Consider the following 18709-nt stretch of genomic DNA (forward strand, 5'->3'; position numbering starts at 1 on the left):
TTTTTTCTTTTTCTTTAAAGATTTAAATCTTGTAAGTGAGCCCTATTTTAATCATAAATGGCGTTCCTGGCGTAAATGTCAATTCTTCTACACTAGCCGATTCTCCTTTTAATCTTGTCTCCTGAGCAAACATTGCTTCGTTCCATTTTGCATTAAACAGGTTTTGTATTTGTAGATTTATTCCCCATTTTTTTGCCTGATATCCTGAGATTAAATCATTAACAAAATATCCTTGTGCGACAATGCTGGCATCTTGTACAGCAGGACGATCGTGCATGTAGCGATAACGTAAATTAGCATAAAGCCCGTTTTGAAACTGAAAACCAAGTCCGCCTGTACTGGTTAATGTAGGTGCGAGTTCTACATAATTATCTCCTCTAGGCGCGCCTACAAAACGAGGCACAGCCCAATTAATATCATTATCGAGATAAAGAAAAGGAAGAATTTGATAACGCGTAGAAATATCTACTCCATATCTTCTGGTTGCTCCTGCATCGCTGGTTCCGTAACTATCGCCATTCCAGACAAATTCATGATTTAAATAACTATTCCATAAAATGGGCTGTAAAACTAAACCTTTGGCTGGTTTTAAAATACATCCAACATCTACTCCAAATGAATAAGGAAGTATATTGGTTCCTTGCTGCAATACTACATCGCGTACATCATTTGAGTGAAATCCTAAACCAGATTTAACATACAATGTAAGCTGATCTGACGCATTATAAAATAGACTAAGTTTAGGGCTGATTCGAGCTTTGTTATAGGAAGAAGCGGCGTAATCCGGCTGTAGTTTATCGTAATAATTAAAATAAAACCAATCAGCACGTAAACCTGCGTTTAATCTCCATTTTCCAGTACTCAAATCTGCAGAAATAAAAGAATTAGCATTGGCTTCTTTTGCAGCTCCCCAGGCAAGACGTTCATTAAGTGTATATCTTGCTGTTACATAACTTAGTTCTAAGTCTTTTATATCATCAAATCTGCCTCCAAATCCTGCATTTAGGTTGAGATGAAAACGATCAAATGTAAAATAATTGGTATAAACAGTATTCATTCCGTATACCACTCTGTTATCATATTGATTTATTTCGTCTCCTGCATCTGGATGTACGAGGTAAAAAGTGAAATTTGAATATAAATTGAATAAATAATTAATGTAATAAAAAGTAGTTTTAAATGTCTGATTTTCGCTGGCTTTGTACGTGTATGAAGCTAAAAGATTTGTTCTGTGCGTATTTCCTCCTTCTGTAGGATCGATAGAACCAAATCTGCCCACGAGACCTTCTGCAACAGCTCTTTCAGGAATTTGACCAGAAGCATTCCAGCTGGAATTAAAGCAGGAAGCTTCTAGTCTCAATTGTCCTTGTGAACCAATTTTTTGATTGTATTTTCCAAATAAATTAAATCTTTTAAAATCTTGTTTTACATCAAATGGTCCATCTGTATAATTGTATTCTCCGGCAATAAAAGCGTTCTGCTGTAAAGAATTACCTTTAAGCAAATCCGCCATTCCCATTATTCTCATGGTATTAAAATTTCCTGCTTCGGCTTTCACGTAACTCTGACTTATAGAGTCGTAAGTGTGAAAGTTTACATAACCTGAGGTATTAAAATCGCCTTTATCTGCATAGTAGGATCCTTTTCCAAAATCGATGTTTTGAATAGTCTCCGGAATTAAAAAGTGTAAGTCAGAATATCCCTGTCCATGTGCATGAGAAGGCATATTTACAGGCATATCATCAGCACTAATCGCAATATCTGTTCCATGGTCATTATCAAACCCACGCAGAAATATCTGTTCGGCTTTTCCTCCTCCGGCATGCTGTGCAATAAACAGACCCGGCACTTTACGAAGCAGATCCTGGGCTGTATTTACGGGAGTTTTTTCTAAGTCTATTTTTATAAGTTGTTTATCTACTTTTTTCGATTTTATAACAACTTCATCCAGTGTACCTATATGTGATATTAAAACTATGTTTAAATATTTCTCGTCTGTCACAGCGTAAAACTGTGGTTTAAATCCCGTAGAGGTAATTGTCAGCGTATCCGGCAGTTTTTTTAAACTTATCGTAAAACTGCCGTTTTTCATTGTATTCGTCTGACTGGAATTGTCTTTGCTGCTAATTATTGCATTAACAGGTAATCCATCTTCATCAGTAACAATTCCGCTGACCATTTTTTGCGCAAAAAGCGACAATGATGTAATTAAAAATAGAAATATAAAAATGAAATTCTTCTTCATGCAATCTCTTTTACCATTTTTCATTTTGATAAACAACTGCGTTTGTTTTACTTTTAAAAACCAACCTTTATACCCGCTGCAATACGATTAACCATAGAACTTTGAGAAATTGAATTGTTGATTTGTTTAGCTCCGCCATCATACTCAATACCCATTGTAAATATTTTTGTAATATCATACATTAAGTTTATCGAGCCGTAAGTCAAAGCAGTATGTGTTGTAGATTCGTTATTCTTGTTTAAAAAATCACCAGCTGCATTATCATTAATTACTTTATTCTGAACTAATGAAAGAGGTGATGCGTGATATGCCATATTAGTATATCCAAGTACTAGATTAGAATGCAGATTCTTTTTTGTTCCAAAGAAATATTCAATTCCCGCAGAACCTCCATAGACTGGAACTGTTTTAAAACTGCCATTTTGATCGTAAATACCATCATACATAACTGCAGCTCCGCTATTACTAAATAATGCTCCGGATAAGGTATACGATCCTGCAATACCAGAACCTACAAGTCCCTGAGCCATAAAATAGCTTTTATCACTGATTTTGTTTTTTAAGTTAGCATTAATACCCCATCCCATTTGAAGTGCATTTTCTGCATTTTCTTTGGTGTAACGAATACTTCGTCCCATTAATGCCAGACGAATAAAACTTCCATCCTGTGTATATTTAGTAAATGCTGCAATTGGATCTACAGAAAATTGCCCGGGAACATTACCGCCGGCTACTTTTAGGTATTGTGCCGATGTTTCCATTCCTCCTTCAAATCTCCATAATTTATCTTTTCCAAAATTATTGTAGTATTTAACCTGAAGGTGTCTTGCCCAAGTTCCTGAATTAGGCCCTTCCCAATCTAATGTATTGTACCATGTAGGAACTCCGCCGCCAAAGAAACTCCAATCCTGACCAACGTGCCAATGGTTATAATCTACATAGGCTACTCTCAATTGCAGGTTTCCTCCAGATCCTGGTCCTCCCCACCATTGCCCTTCAATATAAGTTTCTAATGGTCCTTTTTCAAAACCGTTATAAGTAGTTTTCCAAGCCAGCTGTGTTTGGTACATATTGGCGTCAGCATTTTTGTCTTTCAGCGAATTGTACGGATCTGCTGAATTTAAGTTTAATGATTGAGAGGCGCTGGCATCATTTCCTCCTAAATTGACATAACCGTTTAATTTTAAACGAGGTGAAAATTCCATTTCATAAAGTGGTTTATCTCCTGCCGCTGCTTTAGATTCAAACGAAACCTGAGCGCAGGCTGAATAGCACACTGCAAAAAACAATGTGCTTAATAAGGCATATTTTTTCATTTTAATTTGATTATTTAATTTGAAGATTTTTCAATTATCTATATTTTGCAGGAACACTTTTTTTAAGCAAAAGGGTAATCCAGCTGGAGGCCACAAAAGGAAAAGTAAGAGGAGGCCATCCCATTTTTACCATATAAATATCGAATAAGGTTGAAACCAAAATTGAAAACAGTACATAAATTCCGTCTCTAACGCGGGTTCCTGAGAAAGTTATAGCACAAAGCACCGCATTGAAACTAAACAATCCCATGTGTATATCGGTTTGCGGTTCTGAAAACTGAAGCGATATGTAAGCACTCAATACTCCTGATGCTATAGCATATAAAGCCGCTACAGGATTATTGATAAATACTGCCAAAATAAAGATAACTCCGGCAAGAATACTGCCCTGAAAAATTACTTCTCCAAAGCCGTGGGCCACTGTAGCCAGTTCGTTTTGATCATTTAAAAGTTCTGATCCTGACGCAGGCCCCCCAATAATAAATACATTGTGAAAAATATACAATCCAATCCAGGTAATAATTATGAATGGCAATGTAAATACCGGTATTTTTCTTTTTATAAAAATATGCTGTAAAATAGCCGCTAATGAAGATCCTGCAATAATAGCAATCCATATTACAGGTTCTGGTTTAAAAAAGAAGATTAACGCAACTCCTACAAGTGTGGCACTAAAACCATAAAGCCCCTGCTCTATCTCATTTTTATCAAATTTTAATAGCAAAGCTGTAATTAATGCTGTTACTGCAGATAAAATTGCCGCAATTCCCATTGCTACAGATCCGTAAAATATACCGGCTAGAAAAAGTAATCCTGTCCACGGATTTTCCTGCAGCATGATTTGACCTATACTGGTCAAAATTGTTTTACTATAAAGACTAATTTTTGATTTCATAATTTTAAAATTTTACCATCCTAGAAATACCATTCCAATACCGCATATTGTCACGACTCCGCCGCCAATTGCATGCACATAACGCTCTAGTTTGTCTGTTTTGAAAAAAGAGTAACCATAACAGCCTATCAGCACCATAATAAGCATGGTAAGAACTGTAAAGACTGCAAAAACAACAATTAAAATGATTACTTCTATTGAAGATCGGCGCACACCCGAATAAAATAATAACGGTACAAGAGGTTCACTGGGTCCCATAACGAAAATAACAAACAAAATCCAGGGTGTAATTTTGATTCGGCTTTGAGGGGCAACTACTTCTCCATGTCTATGTTCATAAACATATATATCCTCATCATTATATACCTCAAAATGTTTGTGGGGTTTGTTTAGATAAGCGCTTCTTAACCCCCAGATAAAATAAACAAGACCAAACAGCAGTAAACACCAGCCTGAAACATTTCCCCTCACATCCTGAAACATAGACAGTTTTGATAACTGCCAGCCTACCACAACCCCAATAAGTCCCAGTACAACAGAACTTAATATGTGCCCAAGACCGCAGACAATAGTTAGCCAGACCGTTTTTGTTATGGACCATTTTCTGGATCTTGATAATACAATAAATGGCAGATAATGATCCGGCCCTGATGCTGTGTGCAGACAGCTTATTGTAATAGCTGATAATACCAGCGTAGTTAATGTAGTATCCATTAGATATAATTTTCAGCAAGATCAGTCACCTGACTTTTAATATTCATTTTCTCTTCTGCGATCCAAAGCTTACGCTGTATTTTACGGAATGCATTATAAAGCTGTTCTCCGCCATTGCCCAAAACACGTACTATCATGCCATTTGCAAAAGGCTTGGAAACTCCAAAAGCAATATTTTCTTCAGACTGCAGTTCGGCATAAGCCAATTCAATACACGACTCAACATCCTCAATTCCAGCATTGATATACATAAGAGTTGCCTGATGTGTAAAACCTTCCATCTGTCCTAAAGTTTGAACATCTGCCAAAAGTGGCTGCAAAAGCACATTGTCTTTTACTACCAATTTTCCATTATGAAATACTTCGGTTAGATTTTGGAATTTTGAAAAAAGAAATACTTCTCCAGAATGTTTTCGGCCGCAAGTAATGATCTCTCCCACAGTCAGACTGCAATTGCCAGTTAGATTAAAGACATTGTGTGCTTTAAAAATAGACTGCTCGTGAGGTACGATGGGATGCTGCACATAACTGAAAGTACTTTTGTCTGCTAATGAAACATTCATTTGCTGTACAGCACCGTTCTGCATATTAAACAATCTTTGATACGATTGAGACTCTAGCATTAAACGGCTTTCAGATTCGATTTGAATGTTTATATCGTAATGATCATTATCGAGTATTCCGGGAGAAGAGCTCATCAGCATTAGATAAAGAGAAGGATCTGTTTTGTCTTCTTTTATATCTGCTATGCGAAAAGGACGGGTAAAGAAGGCATCTTTTAGATAAGAACGTCCTTCTTTAAATCCACTAACAATATTTAGTTTATTGATCATTTAAAATAGTTGAATGTTGTACACTAAATAGAATTATCGAACCAGCTGCGGTTCTTCTATATTTTCCAGTAAGGCATATTTTTTAATCCAGCCTATAACAACATCAAGTCCTTGAAGACTCATAAGATTTGTAAAAACAAAAGGCTGTCCGTTTCGCATTTTTCTGGCATCACGTTCCATAACTCCAAGATCTGCATTTACATAAGGAGCAAGGTCAATTTTATTAATTACAAGTAAATCTGATCTTGTAATTCCAGGTCCTCCTTTACGTGGAATTTTATCTCCTTCGGCAACATCAATTACAAATATGCTTATATCTGCCAGGTCAGGACTAAAAGTAGCTGACAGGTTATCACCGCCGCTTTCAATTAATATAATTTCAATTTCAGGAAAACGTGAAGCCATTTCTTCTACTGCTTCCAGATTCATACTGGCATCTTCACGAATTGCAGTGTGCGGGCATCCTCCAGTTTCTACACCAATGATACGTTCTTTAGGAAGCATACTGTTTTTAGTAAGGAATTCAGCATCTTCTTTTGTATAAATATCGTTCGTGATTACTCCAATGCTGTATTCGTTCATCAATTTGCGAGACAAACGTTCAATTAAAGCCGTTTTTCCTGAACCAACTGGTCCGGCTATTCCAATTTTGATATAATTTCTTTCTTTCATTTTTTCTAATTTTTTAATTGTAACACTGAGTTTTTAGCTCTTGGTTGCTACTTTATTTTTATTGTTTTTTTTAAGACATATATAATCTTGAATACAATTGCTCATGCTGCATACATCTTACATCCAGACCAATATTGCATAAGCCCACATGATTTCGATCAAGCTCAATGGTCTTTCCGGCTACAGTTTCAATTACTTCCTGCATATCATGCAGTATATCTTGTCCATCCAGCTGTCCCAGCGGAACAAGCTTTACGGCATTGGTTACCATTCCAACAGCTGCATTGTATAAGAATGCAAAAAGAGCTTCATACAACGGAATATTTAATAAGCTTGCATAAATTCCAAAAACGATACAATAATGTCCTTCGGATTTTTTATCAAAAATTGCTTTTTCGTATTCGTTAATTATCTCATCTGCAACTTGGCGTTTAAAGATTTTGATAAGTCTTACTCCTAGTTTTTGGCTTGCCTGCCTAATTTCACGGGCAGTTTTTAATGCTGCACACTCATCATCAAGTAAAAACAATGCGCTGGTATTTTTAGACTGTGCCGCTTCATAAGCGAGTTTTACAAATGCCGCATCATTGTATAATAAATTGTTTGTAAGCATATTGCTAACAAATAACATAGCAGATTCCCTATCTTTTACTAATCCCTGCTGTACATAAGTTTCCAGTCCGTTTGAGTGTGTGTAACCTCCAATTGGCAATGTTGGATCACTTAAGTGTAATAAGCTGCCTATAAAATTTTTCATTATATATTTTATTAAAAATAAATCCCTTGTTACTTAGCGATATTCATAATTTTAAAAAACAGCGAACTACTTTCTGAATGTCCATGTGGCTGCACAGTAGAGTTTACTATGTTAGTTAATCTTGTAAAGACTTTTTCTGTATGATAACCGCTCGCCGAAAGCCATTTAAAAATAGGCTCTTCAAAAGGAAGCAATACCTCATCATTTTGTATAAACATTGGAAGATGCTTGTTTCCAATCTCGTAGCATACGCTGCCCATTTCAAGCAATGATTTTGGTTTTACCACAATTGCATCGCAGGGAATAATATCAACTACTATTATTTTTTGATCATCTGCATATACTACATCTCCATGTTTTAACCGCTGCCCTTCTTTCAAAAATTTAATGGCAACTTCTTGTCCGTTTTTAGATTTTTTCCGCTGAATTCGTTTAGTAGACTCAAACCATTCTATTTCCAGATAATCTACAACACGATTTGTGATATCAAATTCCCTAAGGCTTCCTTCAATTTCATTTATAATCATATCTTCTATTTTAAATCATACATTTTTCAAGTATGCCTTGTTTCTTTTTCATATCATTCTAAAGGTTCAATTAGATAGAAACTGCTGCCGGATTAACCAGCAGCGTTTCTTTCTTTTTTAGGCTGAACCGCTATTTTAAACTCTAATATTTAAAATAAGAAATAGCGCTGTGCCATTGGAAGATCTGTTGCCGGTTCGCAAATGATTTTCTCACCATCAACACGTACTTCATAATTTTCCGGATTCACAGTAATTTCAGGTGTTTTATCATTATGGATCAGATGTTTTTTTGAAATGTTTCTACAGCCTGTTACTGGTAAAATCATTTTTTCTAATCCATACTCTTCTGCAATATTGTTTTTAATAGAAGCCTGAGAAACAAAAGTGGCACATGTTTTAGAAAGTGCTTTTCCAAAAGCTCCAAACATATTACGATAAAGAACTGGCTGTGGTGTAGGTATAGAAGCATTTGGATCTCCCATACGAGCTGCAATAATCATCCCTCCTTTAATAATAATTTCAGGTTTTGTACCAAACAGCATTGGTTTCCATAATACAAGGTCTGCCATTTTTCCTACCTCAATAGATCCTACATACTGTGAAATACCATGTGCAATAGCAGGGTTAATTGTATATTTTGCCACGTAACGTTTTGCACGGAAATTGTCATTTTTGTTTCCTTTATCTTCTGCAAGGTCACCGCGTTGTTTTCTCATTTTATCAGCAGTCTGCCAAGTACGGGTAACCACCTCTCCTACACGTCCCATAGCTTGTGAGTCAGAACTCATGATACTAAACACTCCCATATCATGCAGGATATCTTCGGCTGCAATGGTTTCCGGACGAATACGAGAATCTGCAAATGAAACGTCCTCAGGAATATTTTTGCTTAAGTGATGGCATACCATCAACATATCTAAGTGTTCGTCGATTGTATTTACAGTATAAGGACGAGTTGGATTTGTTGAAGCCGGCAATACATTAGGATACATTGCAGCTTTAATAATATCCGGAGCGTGACCACCTCCAGCACCTTCTGTATGAAAAGTATGAATCACACGTCCGTTAATTGCATTCATTGTATCTTCAAGGAAACCTGCTTCGTTAAGAGTATCAGTATGAATTGCCACCTGAACATCATATTTATCAGCAACTTTTAATGAAGCATCAATTACTGCAGGCGAAGCACCCCAATCCTCATGAATTTTTAAACCTAAAGCACCAGCCTCAATCTGCTCATCCAATGGCGCTTCGGTTGAACAGTTTCCTTTTCCAAAAAATCCAAGATTCATAGGGAATGCTTCTGCAGCTTGCAGCATTTTTTCAATATACCATTTACCCGGTGTAATAGTAGTGGCATTTGTACCATCAGCAGGTCCTGTACCACCGCCAATCATTGTGGTTATACCGCTATATAAAGCAGTTTCGATTTGCTGAGGGCTGATAAAGTGAATATGGGTATCAATTCCACCAGCCGTAACAATTAAATTTTCACCGCCGTGAGCTTCTGTACTCGCACCTATAATCATGTGAGGTTCAACACCATCCATTGTATCTGGATTACCAGCTTTACCAATTCCTGCTATTTTACCATCTTTAATTCCAATATCTGCTTTTACAATACCCCAGTGGTCGATAATAGTAGCATTGGTAATTACAAGATCTAAAACTCCCTGATCGCGCGTAGCAGTACTAGACTGAGCCATACCGTCTCTGATGGTTTTTCCCCCGCCAAATTTATTTTCATCCCCATAAACGGTAAAATCTTTTTCTATCTCAACAATGATATCTGTGTCGGCCAGTCTAATTTTATCTCCTTTTGTAGGACCATACATGCTGGCATATTTCAGCTTATTTATTTTCAGGCTCATAATTATTTATTTTTAAAGTTTTCAGTTTTCAGTTTTGCCAAACTATGTTGTTTGTTTATTTCGAGTGTAGTATCTCCGTTAACGATATTGTTGATACCAAATGCACGTCGTGCTCCACTAAATGCAACTAATTCTACTTCTTTTTCTTCGCCGGGTTCAAAACGAACTGCTGTTCCGGCGGCAATGTTCAGACGCATTCCAAAAGCTTCACTGCGATCGAAACTCATCATACGATTGATTTCAAAAAAATGGCAGTGAGATCCTACTTGTATCGGACGGTCACCTGTGTTGATTACTTTTATTTTAGTTGTTTTTCGGTCAACATTACACTCAATGTCTCCCTTACTGATAAAATATTCTCCCGGAATCATAATATTAATTTTTTGAGTTTAACGAATAGGACTGTGAACTGTAACTAATTTTGTACCGTCAGGAAATGTTGCCTCGATTTGAACATCATGTATCATCTCAGCAATACCTTCCATAACATCATCTCTGGTCAGAAGGGTAGCTCCATAATTCATCAGTTCTGCTACTGATTTTCCGTCTCTTGCTGCCTCCAGTAAATGACTGCTGATATAAGCAATCGTTTCTGGGTAATTTAATTTAAGACCTCTTGCCTTTCTTTTTGCCGCTAACTCTCCGGCTAGATGCAATAGCAGTTTTTCACTCTCTCTTGGTGTAAGATGCATAGTGTTTAAAATTTAAAATGTTTAACAATTTTTAAAAATAGAGTCCCATTAACAGCACTAAAATTGTCAATGCTGAGAAAAAACAGACTATACGATTTTGGAAGAAATACAACAGAAGAATATGATTATGAGATCATAATCTGTCTAATTGAAATGATTTCCTAAAAAAAGAAGTAATAGTAAAACCAGATTTAATTCGCCGAAGGAATAATCATGGAATGAAATAAAATGTAAAGTGGAATTGTTGCTGCATGCACTATTTGGTGAGAACCATTGGCATACGAAGCTGGCTTATAAGACTGCTGGCTGCAGATAAAACTAAATACTGCATTAGAATCTAGAAAGGCGAAATGATCAAAACCATAATCGCCCAAATCAATATCTTCAATATCTTCAGAATAAGAATCATCGTTAATATCAGCAAAAACAGCTGAATCATTTTGAGATACAGACTGATCATTACCCAAAATATTACTGCCGCTTAAATGCTGATTGTTGTGTATATGAACTTTTTGAACATTTTTTGCAGCTGCAAAAAACACCAATAATAAAAAACAAGTTATATACAGTAATCGTTTCATTCTTTTAAATAGTTCCTTTTAAAAACCAGAAACAAAATTAGGAAAGAGCTCACCTGTTTTGCTTTCACAAATCACGACTTTTGTATCCTTTTTCTGTAATTTTGATGTGTTTTTTAGTTTGAAAAAAAATCCTCTTTTATTGTCCGAAAAAAATGATTTTGTCGTAAAAAAAAACCTACTTTTGCCCGCTTAAAACTTCTAAAATAAATTTTAATACTATTGATTTTTAAGAATTTTACCCCCGTAAAATACTCATTATCAACAGACAATCATAAAAAATTTTGTATAAATTTTCGATACATGAAAAAAAGAGAGAAACTCGACATCATCCGCCAATATTATCCAAATGCCTTAACTACGATTGATTACATAAACAAGATAATTGATTATGTTGAAGACAAATTAGATTTAGAACCATCGCAGATAATATTGGCAGACAGCATTTGCAGTGATGATGTTAATAGTATTCAATATCCTGCAAGGGCTCTGGAATTTTTAGGTCCGTTTAAAATGGGAGGATTAGATGGATTTCCTTTTACCGGTTTAACAGGTATGGCCGCTTTTGCCAGTCATGTACCCGATGATGGCGCCGTATTTATTTATTACGGGCCTCATATTGGTATTTCAAAAGAAGGTATAGTGGGAGAAATAAATCGTTTTGGGCAAAACAATAATTCCCTTTGCTGCGGAGCCGCAAAAGGAGCATTGAACAAACTGACGCACAATGCTATTCAGCCAAATAATATTACTGAACTTGATTATCAAATGAATATAATTGAACAAATTCTTTATAATCAAAAAGATAAGATTTTAAATTCTGAAATTCCTTTGTATGAAGCAACAGAGGTAATTTATGAAGCTATCGACAAACGAATTCAGGAACTTATTGCTTCTACAAGATACAATTGTAAATATATTATTTTGGTTGGCGCTATTTTAATCAACAGCGACAGCGATGTAGGATCATTTTCGTCTACCAAAAGATTTGAAGTAATCGATTTAAAAACCGGAGTTAGAGAAAACGTAATAGCATCACTGCAATAAAAGCATAAAAAAACTCCTGCTTAGTGGAACAGGAGTTTTTCAGGATTAAATATAAAATAGTAGTTGTGGAAATTTCTTAACCTCTAGTCAGCCATCCTCTTTTATGAGCTGTAATGATTGAATATGGAGCAATCCAAAACAATCCGAATGTGTAGAAAACACTATATGAATACGCCCAGAATGCTTCTGTAAAAGAATATCTTTTTGCATAAAACAATACTGAAAAGCTTGATACAATTAATATTCCTAATAACGCTGAACTAATAAATAATAATGGATGCGTTGCAATAAAATAGAACATAAAGATAAAGAAAGGATACGTCATGATGATTCTGATAGACTGTTCTGTAAACAATAATCTTGCTCCAACTTTAGATTCTTTTCTAAAATCTTTCCAAACGTATTTTGCCATCATAATGTTTTCACGAACATTACTTCTTCCCCATCTAATGAACATTTTGTATAAACCTTTGTAATCTTCAGGAACATTTGTTAAAACATATGCATTACGCTGAAACAATACATGGTGTCCTTGTTTTAAGATCATATTTGTCATGGCACGGTCTTCACCAATATCAGACGGCTGTCCCATAAAAGTCTGGTCGATCCATTCTGGCAGACAGGCAAAAACGGCATTTCTTCTGTAAGCAGCCAAAGCTCCCGGAGTACAAAGTACTGAACCTAACGAACTTTCTGCAGAACGCATGAACTCAAAACTCATTACAAAACTTACATTAAGCATTTTTGGCAGAATTGCTTTTTCGTTGTTCAAAACCTGAACATTTCCTGCAACGGCACCGCATTTTTCGTCAACAACAAACGGGCTTACTAAGTTTCTTAAAGTATCTTTTTTTACAATTGAATCACTATCAACTGTTACAAAAACTTCTCCTTTTCCTAAGTTAAATCCACGGTATAATGCGTGACGTTTACCTTTATTTTGAGGTTGTTGAAAAATTGAAACACGATCTCCCAATTTAATTTTAGCCTGCTGAATCCAGTACCATGTATCATCTTTACTTCCATCATCAATAGCTAAAAGCTCTAATTTGTGTGCTGGAAAATCACTTTCTGCTAAACTCATTAAAGTTTCGTAAACCAATTTTCCTTCGTTGTAAGCCGGAACAATCACGGTACAAGTTGGCAGTAATTCATCAGAAACTGATTCAATTGGTTTGTATTTAAAATAAAGGTATAAATTGTAAAGAAACATACCGCCTTTAAAAAGGAATAATGCTACCGTTACGGCAAGAAAAATAATTCCGCCTGTAGAATTTAATCTTTCTAAATGAAGCTGATCAAAATCCGGCTGAAATTGAAAAACGAAAAAAGCTCCGGTCAGCAGTAACAAAAATGTACCTGCAAGGATCATAAATCCGAAAGCACTTTTTGGTCTTTCAATATGTTTTTTGGTTGAGTTGTTGTTTATTTTAAAAATAGAAGGGCTTATTTGTACATCGGCGCTGTTGCTGCCAGTGTAAAATTGTTTCGAGATAATTGTTTCGCTTTCCATGTCCTGTTTGTTTTAATTCTCTAAAATGGCTTTTATCAAATGCTCTCTTTCTTTTGTAATTTGTTTAGTAAACAATTAAAAGTTAAAGAGTGACACTATCCCAATTTGCAAGCGACGTGCCATTTAGGTTTTAAACTGACTTTAAGCGTTTTACGTTTTAAACACAGATTTAATGTGTGTAAAAATTTTACACTTTGTAGAATGTTTATACAGTTTTTAGTGTGTAAACAGTAGTAAAATAAGGGATTTTTGTTATGGCGAAGTAATGCCTTAAAATATAAAAACGCAAAATTGAATCGAAAATTGTATGCGCTTTCTTAAGATTTAATGTAATTTTTATCTTTAGAAAAAAAGTAAAAACTTTACTTACAAAAAATCCGTAAATAAAACTATTCGACTTAATGTTTTTAAATTATCGATTAAATACGTTAATTTTATAGGTATTTATTTAATTATACTGCGAAAATTAATTTTATCTTAGCAGGAAAACATTCATTTTCGCTTTTACTTTTTAAACCTAGCAGAATACCCAAAATATTTTATACTGAATGAACAAACAGATTTACAACATTTTACTAGCCGATGACGATGAGGATGACTGCTCTTTTTTTGAAGAAGCTTTAGATGAATTATCGCTTGCCACAACTCTTGTAACTGTAAATGACGGAGTTCAATTAATGGACTTGCTGGCAGATAAATCTGGAAATGATTTACCTGATATCCTTTTCTTAGATTTGAATATGCCAAGAAAAAACGGTTCAGAATGTCTTACAGAAATTAGACAGATTGAAAAACTAAAAGATTTTCCGATAGTAATTTTTTCGACTTCTCTGGACAGTGAAATTGTAGACGTTATGTACGATAAAGATGCAACGTATTACATTCGTAAACCCGGCGATTTTTCAAAATTAAAATCGGTTATAGAAAATGCCCTTATTACTGCCTCCGAAAATAATTTCAAAAAACCTGCACGAGCACATTTTATAATTCAACCCTAAATCCTTTTGTAATGAGCCACGCCAATAAGGAACATTATTTTCTAGCCGATGGCGGAGAAATGGGCGAATTAATACGCTCCAAAGACTGGAGCAAAACTCCCATAGGTGATCCTGAAAACTGGCCTCAAAGTCTGCGTACCATAACTTCGGTAATGCTCAATAACCCGTTTGGAATGTATATTGCGTGGGGAAATGAATTTACGCAGTTATACAATGATGCTTTTCGTAAAATTATTGGTTCAGATAAACATCCTGATGCTTTAGGAAGTTCTCCGGAAAAAACATTTTCTGAAATCTGGCATATTACAAGTCCTATGTTTGAGGAAATAATGAGCGGAAAATCAATCAGTTTTCCAGATTTTGTAGTTCCGCTAAACAGAAATGGCATTGTTGAAACCTGTTATTTTGATTTTTCTTATTCACCAATACGAATAGAAAATGGCAAAGTAGGCGGTATTTTAGTAACCGTAATTGAAACTACTGCAAAGAAAAAAGCTGCTGATCTTTTAAAAGAAAAAAATGAGCGTTTTAAAAACAACATCATGCAGGCGCCATTGGCAATGTGCATTTTTAGAGGAAAAGATCATATTGTAGAAATTGCCAACGAGAAAATGATACAGCTCTGGGGAACCACTTCAGAAAAAGTACTCAACAAATCTATTTTTGAAGTTCTGCCCGAAATTAAAGATCAGGGATTAGAAGAGCTTATTCAAAACGTTTACACAACCGGAAAAAAGTTTATTGCCAATGAACGTTTAGTTGAGCTTTCTCGAGATGGAAAAACAGAACATACTTATGTCAATTTTATTTATGAAGCCTTAACCGAATGTACCGGAAGTATTTCGGGCGTTGTCGCTATTGCAATAGAAGTTACAGATCAGGTTGAGGCCCGATCAAAATTACAGCAAAGCGAGCAAAAAATCAGACAGCTTGTAGAAAATGCACCATTTCCTATTGGTGTTTATGTTGGCAGAGAAATGCGTATTGAACTTGCCAACGATTCTATCATAAAAGTCTGGGGAAAAGGTCCGGATGTTATTGGAAAATCATACAGAGAAATTCTGCCGGAACTTAATAATCAATCGGTTTTTGAACAGGTCGAAAGTGTTTTAAACACCGGGAAATCCTTTCACAATAAAAATGCCCGCATTGATATAATGATTAACAATAAACTAGAAACTTTTTATTTCAATTACAGTTTTACACCTTTGTTTGACACAAACGGAAAAGTATATGCCGTAATGAACACCGCAGCCGATGTTACTGATTTGCATCTGGCATCTAAAAAAATTGAAATTGCAGATAAACGTTTCCGTGATACCGTAAAACAAGCACCTCTTGGAATTACAATTCTCCGCGGACCAGAATATATTGTAGAATCAGCAAACGAAGCGTATCTAAAATTGGTTGACAAGGAAGAAAACAGTTTTGTTGGAAAACCTTTGTTTGATTCTCTCCCGGAAGTAAAAGAAACCGTAGATTCTTTATTAAAAAATGTTTTTACAACCGGTATTCCATATCATGGAAATGAAGTTCCTGTTCCTTTAAACCGATATGGAAAACAAGGAATCTGGCATTTTGATTTTCTGTATTACCCGCTTAGAGAAGAAAACGGTGAAATAACCGGAATCATTGTAACGGTAACAGAAGTAAGTGAAAAAGTCGATGCCCGAAAAAAAATCGAGCAAAACGAAGACCGCTTAAATATTATAGTTGAAGCCAGCGAATTAGGAACCTGGGATTTAAACGTAAAAACCGGTGAACTTCATTATTCTCAAAGATATCTGGAAATTCTGGGCAATTACAAGGATCCTATTATTTTATCTCACGAAGAAATATTAAAACACCTGCATCCGGATGATATGCAAATTCGAAATGCAGCTTTTAAAGAAGCTATTTTATCCGGAAATCTTCATTATGAAGCCCGAATTATCTGGCCTGACAATTCTATTCACTGGGTAGAAGGAAAAGGAAAAGTTTTTTATGATAAAAATGATAATCCCGACAAGTTAATTGGAACGGTACGCGATATTACAAGCGAAAAAAATCATCAGCAGGAATTAGAACAAAGCGAAAAAAGATTTAGAAATCTGGTAATGCAGTCCCCTATTCCAAAAGCCATTTTAAAAGGAAGCGATATGGTTGTGGAGATAGCCAACTTAGCTTTACTTAAAAATATTTGGAAGAAAAAAGAAAGCGATGTTCAGGGTAAAAAACTCTTAGAAATTTTCCCGGAACTCTCTTCTCAAAAATACAGCAGAATACTAAATGAAGTATATCTTTCCGGAGAAGTACATTCTGAAATAGAATCTCCTATTCTTATCAATGGTGACGATGGCGAGCATTTGTTTTATATTGATTTTGAATATGCTCCAATGTACGATACTGATAATAGTATATCCGGAATTAGAGCCACAATTGTAGATGTGACAGAAAAAGTTCAGGCACGAAACAAAATTGCAGAAAGCGAAAAACGTTTCCGTTCTTTAACTGAAAGTATTCCGCAGTTAATTTGGGAAACCGATGAAAAAGGAAAAGGTTTATTTGCCTCTGGAAAATGGGCTGAATATACCGGAATAAAACCAACTGGCGATGCTGAATGGAAATCTATGATTCATCCCGAAGATTTTAAAGAAAATATAAAAATCTGGAACCATAGTTTACATACAGGACAAGTTTTTAGATCTGATGTCAGAGTACTTAGAAAAGACGGCAGTTACAGATGGCATACCGTATTGGGCGAACCTGTTTTAGATGCCGATAATAAAATTGTAAAATGGGTTGGCGCCTTTACTGATATTCATACCGAAAAAGCTTTTACAAACGAGCTGGAACAACAAGTTACAGCAAGAACGCGGGAATTAAGCCAAATGTACGAGTCACTTAAAAAGAGTGAAGAACGTTACCATTTAATGGTTGAAGAAGTACAGGATTACGCCATTTTATATTTAAGCCGCGACGGCATAGTTGAAAACTGGAATATTGGTGCTGAAAAAATTAAAGGCTATAAAGCACAGGAAATTACCGGAAAATATTTTGGCATATTTTACACACCCGAAGATCAAAAAAGCAATGTTCCAAGTACCTTACTAGAACTAGCCAGACAAAAAGGAAGAGCTGTTCAGCAAGGCTGGCGCGTGCGTAAAAATGGCACTTTATTTTGGGCCAGTGTAGTAATTACAGCCATTCATAATAAAGATAATGAGGTTATTGGATTCTCAAAAGTAACGCATGACTTAACCGAGAAAAAAAGAGCCGATGATAAAATAAAACTGAATGCTCTCGAACTGGAACAAAAAAATGCAGAACTGGAACACATGAACAAAGAACTTCAGTCCTTTGCTTATATTTCCAGTCATGATTTACAGGAACCGCTTCGAAAAATTCAGACTTTTGCTTCGCAGATTATTGAAAAAGAATTTGAAAATTTATCTGATTCTGGAAAAGATAAATTTCAAAGAATGCAAAATGCGGCTAAACGCATGCAGACTTTAATTCATGATTTGTTATCTTATTCAAGAACAAATATTCAGGACAGAACATTTGAAAAAACCAGTCTTTCAAAAATTATTGAAGAAGTAAAAGAAGATCTCCGTGAAGAACTCGAACAAAAAAATGCCGTAATTGAAAGTAATGAAATTGCAGATGTAAGTATTATACCGTTTCAGTTTAGGCAATTGCTTTATAATCTGGTCAGCAATTCGCTTAAATTTTCAAAACCAGATGTACCAGCATTAATAAAAATTGAAAGCAAAATTGCAAAAGGTTCTGAGTTTGAAGAAAAGTCATTAGAAAGTGAAACTCAATATTGCCATATTAAAGTTTCTGACAACGGAATTGGTTTTGAACCGCAGTACAGCAAAAAAATCTTTGATGTTTTTCAGCGTTTACATGGCAGAGATCAATATAACGGAACTGGAATTGGTTTAGCAATCGTAAAAAAAATTGTTGAAAACCACAACGGAATTATAACTGCCAAAGGCGAACAAAACCAAGGAGCATCTTTTGATATTTATATTCCGGTATCATAATCTTAAAAAAAAAACTCATA

At 35.3% G+C, this 18709-nt stretch carries 16 protein-coding genes; 3 read left to right on the top strand and 13 right to left on the bottom strand.

Features of this window, described 5'->3' with window-relative positions; all coding sequences use genetic code 11:
* Window positions 1–22: 22 nt before the first annotated feature.
* The 12 genes from PQ462_RS17805 to PQ462_RS17860 all read right to left on the bottom strand — a co-directional run bounded on the left by PQ462_RS17805 (window position 23) and on the right by PQ462_RS17860 (window position 11103).
* Complete coding sequence (locus tag PQ462_RS17805) at window positions 23–2245, bottom strand: TonB-dependent receptor (protein ID WP_274251020.1); 2223 nt, start codon at window positions 2243–2245, stop codon at window positions 23–25.
* Between the two features lie 53 nt (window positions 2246–2298).
* The gene (locus tag PQ462_RS17810) at window positions 2299–3561 is read right to left on the bottom strand and encodes a hypothetical protein (protein WP_274251021.1); all 1263 of its coding nucleotides are present in this window, start codon (window positions 3559–3561) and stop codon (window positions 2299–2301) included.
* Window positions 3562–3595: 34 nt separating this feature from the next.
* On the bottom strand, window positions 3596–4456 hold the full coding sequence (locus tag PQ462_RS17815) for an urea transporter (RefSeq protein ID WP_274251022.1): 861 nt from the start codon (window positions 4454–4456) through the stop codon (window positions 3596–3598).
* Between the two features lie 12 nt (window positions 4457–4468).
* Window positions 4469–5170 carry a membrane protein gene (locus PQ462_RS17820; RefSeq protein ID WP_012026795.1) on the bottom strand — a complete coding sequence of 234 codons (702 nt, stop codon included), beginning with the start codon at window positions 5168–5170 and terminating at the stop codon, window positions 4469–4471.
* On the bottom strand, window positions 5170–6003 hold the full coding sequence (locus PQ462_RS17825; RefSeq protein WP_274251023.1) for an urease accessory protein UreD: 834 nt from the start codon (window positions 6001–6003) through the stop codon (window positions 5170–5172). Before PQ462_RS17825 ends, PQ462_RS17820 begins: the two co-directional genes overlap by 1 nt.
* A gap of 33 nt (window positions 6004–6036) precedes the next feature.
* Window positions 6037–6675 carry an urease accessory protein UreG gene (ureG, locus tag PQ462_RS17830; RefSeq protein ID WP_012026797.1) on the bottom strand — a complete coding sequence of 213 codons (639 nt, stop codon included), beginning with the start codon at window positions 6673–6675 and terminating at the stop codon, window positions 6037–6039.
* Between the two features lie 70 nt (window positions 6676–6745).
* The gene (locus tag PQ462_RS17835) at window positions 6746–7432 is read right to left on the bottom strand and encodes an urease accessory protein UreF (RefSeq protein ID WP_274251024.1); all 687 of its coding nucleotides are present in this window, start codon (window positions 7430–7432) and stop codon (window positions 6746–6748) included.
* A 29-nt stretch (window positions 7433–7461) separates the two neighbouring features.
* A complete protein-coding gene (ureE, locus tag PQ462_RS17840) occupies window positions 7462–7959 on the bottom strand; it encodes an urease accessory protein UreE (protein ID WP_274251025.1) in 498 nt (165 codons plus the stop codon).
* Window positions 7960–8108: 149 nt separating this feature from the next.
* Complete coding sequence (ureC, locus tag PQ462_RS17845; RefSeq protein ID WP_274251026.1) at window positions 8109–9830, bottom strand: urease subunit alpha; 1722 nt, start codon at window positions 9828–9830, stop codon at window positions 8109–8111.
* A 2-nt stretch (window positions 9831–9832) separates the two neighbouring features.
* The gene (ureB, locus tag PQ462_RS17850; RefSeq protein WP_012026801.1) at window positions 9833–10201 is read right to left on the bottom strand and encodes an urease subunit beta; all 369 of its coding nucleotides are present in this window, start codon (window positions 10199–10201) and stop codon (window positions 9833–9835) included.
* A gap of 18 nt (window positions 10202–10219) precedes the next feature.
* On the bottom strand, window positions 10220–10522 hold the full coding sequence (ureA, locus tag PQ462_RS17855) for an urease subunit gamma (protein ID WP_012026802.1): 303 nt from the start codon (window positions 10520–10522) through the stop codon (window positions 10220–10222).
* Window positions 10523–10713: 191 nt separating this feature from the next.
* The gene (locus PQ462_RS17860; RefSeq protein WP_274251027.1) at window positions 10714–11103 is read right to left on the bottom strand and encodes a hypothetical protein; all 390 of its coding nucleotides are present in this window, start codon (window positions 11101–11103) and stop codon (window positions 10714–10716) included.
* Between the two features lie 300 nt (window positions 11104–11403).
* Between PQ462_RS17860 and PQ462_RS17865 the strand changes: the two genes are divergently transcribed.
* Window positions 11404–12147, top strand: a complete 744-nt coding sequence (locus tag PQ462_RS17865) for a hypothetical protein (RefSeq protein WP_121360438.1) — start codon at window positions 11404–11406, stop codon at window positions 12145–12147.
* Between the two features lie 76 nt (window positions 12148–12223).
* On the opposite strand, the gene PQ462_RS17870 is transcribed toward PQ462_RS17865, so the two are convergent.
* Window positions 12224–13660, bottom strand: a complete 1437-nt coding sequence (locus PQ462_RS17870) for a glycosyltransferase (protein WP_012026805.1) — start codon at window positions 13658–13660, stop codon at window positions 12224–12226.
* Between the two features lie 548 nt (window positions 13661–14208).
* On the opposite strand from PQ462_RS17870, the gene PQ462_RS17875 reads away from it, so the two are divergent.
* Window positions 14209–14658: a response regulator gene (locus tag PQ462_RS17875; RefSeq protein ID WP_274251028.1), complete on the top strand. Its 450-nt coding sequence runs from the start codon at window positions 14209–14211 to the stop codon at window positions 14656–14658.
* 11 nt (window positions 14659–14669) lie between these two features.
* Window positions 14670–18689, top strand: a complete 4020-nt coding sequence (locus PQ462_RS17880) for a PAS domain S-box protein (protein ID WP_274251029.1) — start codon at window positions 14670–14672, stop codon at window positions 18687–18689.
* The last annotated feature ends 20 nt before the right edge of the window (window positions 18690–18709 follow it).

This window comes from Flavobacterium sp. KACC 22758 (genome assembly GCF_028736135.1).
GTDB classification, from domain to species: Bacteria; Bacteroidota; Bacteroidia; order Flavobacteriales; family Flavobacteriaceae; genus Flavobacterium; species Flavobacterium johnsoniae.

Excerpts from the sequence above, each read along its gene's own strand:
- PQ462_RS17805 (WP_274251020.1), bottom strand. The coding sequence starts at position 2,245 with ATGAAGAAGAATTTCATTTTTATATTTCTATTTTTAATTACATCATTG.
- PQ462_RS17810 (WP_274251021.1), bottom strand. The coding sequence starts at position 3,561 with ATGAAAAAATATGCCTTATTAAGCACATTGTTTTTTGCAGTGTGCTAT.
- PQ462_RS17815 (WP_274251022.1), bottom strand. The coding sequence starts at position 4,456 with ATGAAATCAAAAATTAGTCTTTATAGTAAAACAATTTTGACCAGTATA.
- PQ462_RS17820 (WP_012026795.1), bottom strand. The coding sequence starts at position 5,170 with ATGGATACTACATTAACTACGCTGGTATTATCAGCTATTACAATAAGC.
- PQ462_RS17825 (WP_274251023.1), bottom strand. The coding sequence starts at position 6,003 with ATGATCAATAAACTAAATATTGTTAGTGGATTTAAAGAAGGACGTTCT.
- ureG (WP_012026797.1), bottom strand. The coding sequence starts at position 6,675 with ATGAAAGAAAGAAATTATATCAAAATTGGAATAGCCGGACCAGTTGGT.
- PQ462_RS17835 (WP_274251024.1), bottom strand. The coding sequence starts at position 7,432 with ATGAAAAATTTTATAGGCAGCTTATTACACTTAAGTGATCCAACATTG.
- ureE (WP_274251025.1), bottom strand. The coding sequence starts at position 7,959 with ATGATTATAAATGAAATTGAAGGAAGCCTTAGGGAATTTGATATCACA.
- ureC (WP_274251026.1), bottom strand. The coding sequence starts at position 9,830 with ATGAGCCTGAAAATAAATAAGCTGAAATATGCCAGCATGTATGGTCCT.
- ureB (WP_012026801.1), bottom strand. The coding sequence starts at position 10,201 with ATGATTCCGGGAGAATATTTTATCAGTAAGGGAGACATTGAGTGTAAT.
- ureA (WP_012026802.1), bottom strand. The coding sequence starts at position 10,522 with ATGCATCTTACACCAAGAGAGAGTGAAAAACTGCTATTGCATCTAGCC.
- PQ462_RS17860 (WP_274251027.1), bottom strand. The coding sequence starts at position 11,103 with ATGAAACGATTACTGTATATAACTTGTTTTTTATTATTGGTGTTTTTT.
- PQ462_RS17865 (WP_121360438.1), top strand. The coding sequence starts at position 11,404 with ATGAAAAAAAGAGAGAAACTCGACATCATCCGCCAATATTATCCAAAT.
- PQ462_RS17870 (WP_012026805.1), bottom strand. The coding sequence starts at position 13,660 with ATGGAAAGCGAAACAATTATCTCGAAACAATTTTACACTGGCAGCAAC.
- PQ462_RS17875 (WP_274251028.1), top strand. The coding sequence starts at position 14,209 with ATGAACAAACAGATTTACAACATTTTACTAGCCGATGACGATGAGGAT.
- PQ462_RS17880 (WP_274251029.1), top strand. The coding sequence starts at position 14,670 with ATGAGCCACGCCAATAAGGAACATTATTTTCTAGCCGATGGCGGAGAA.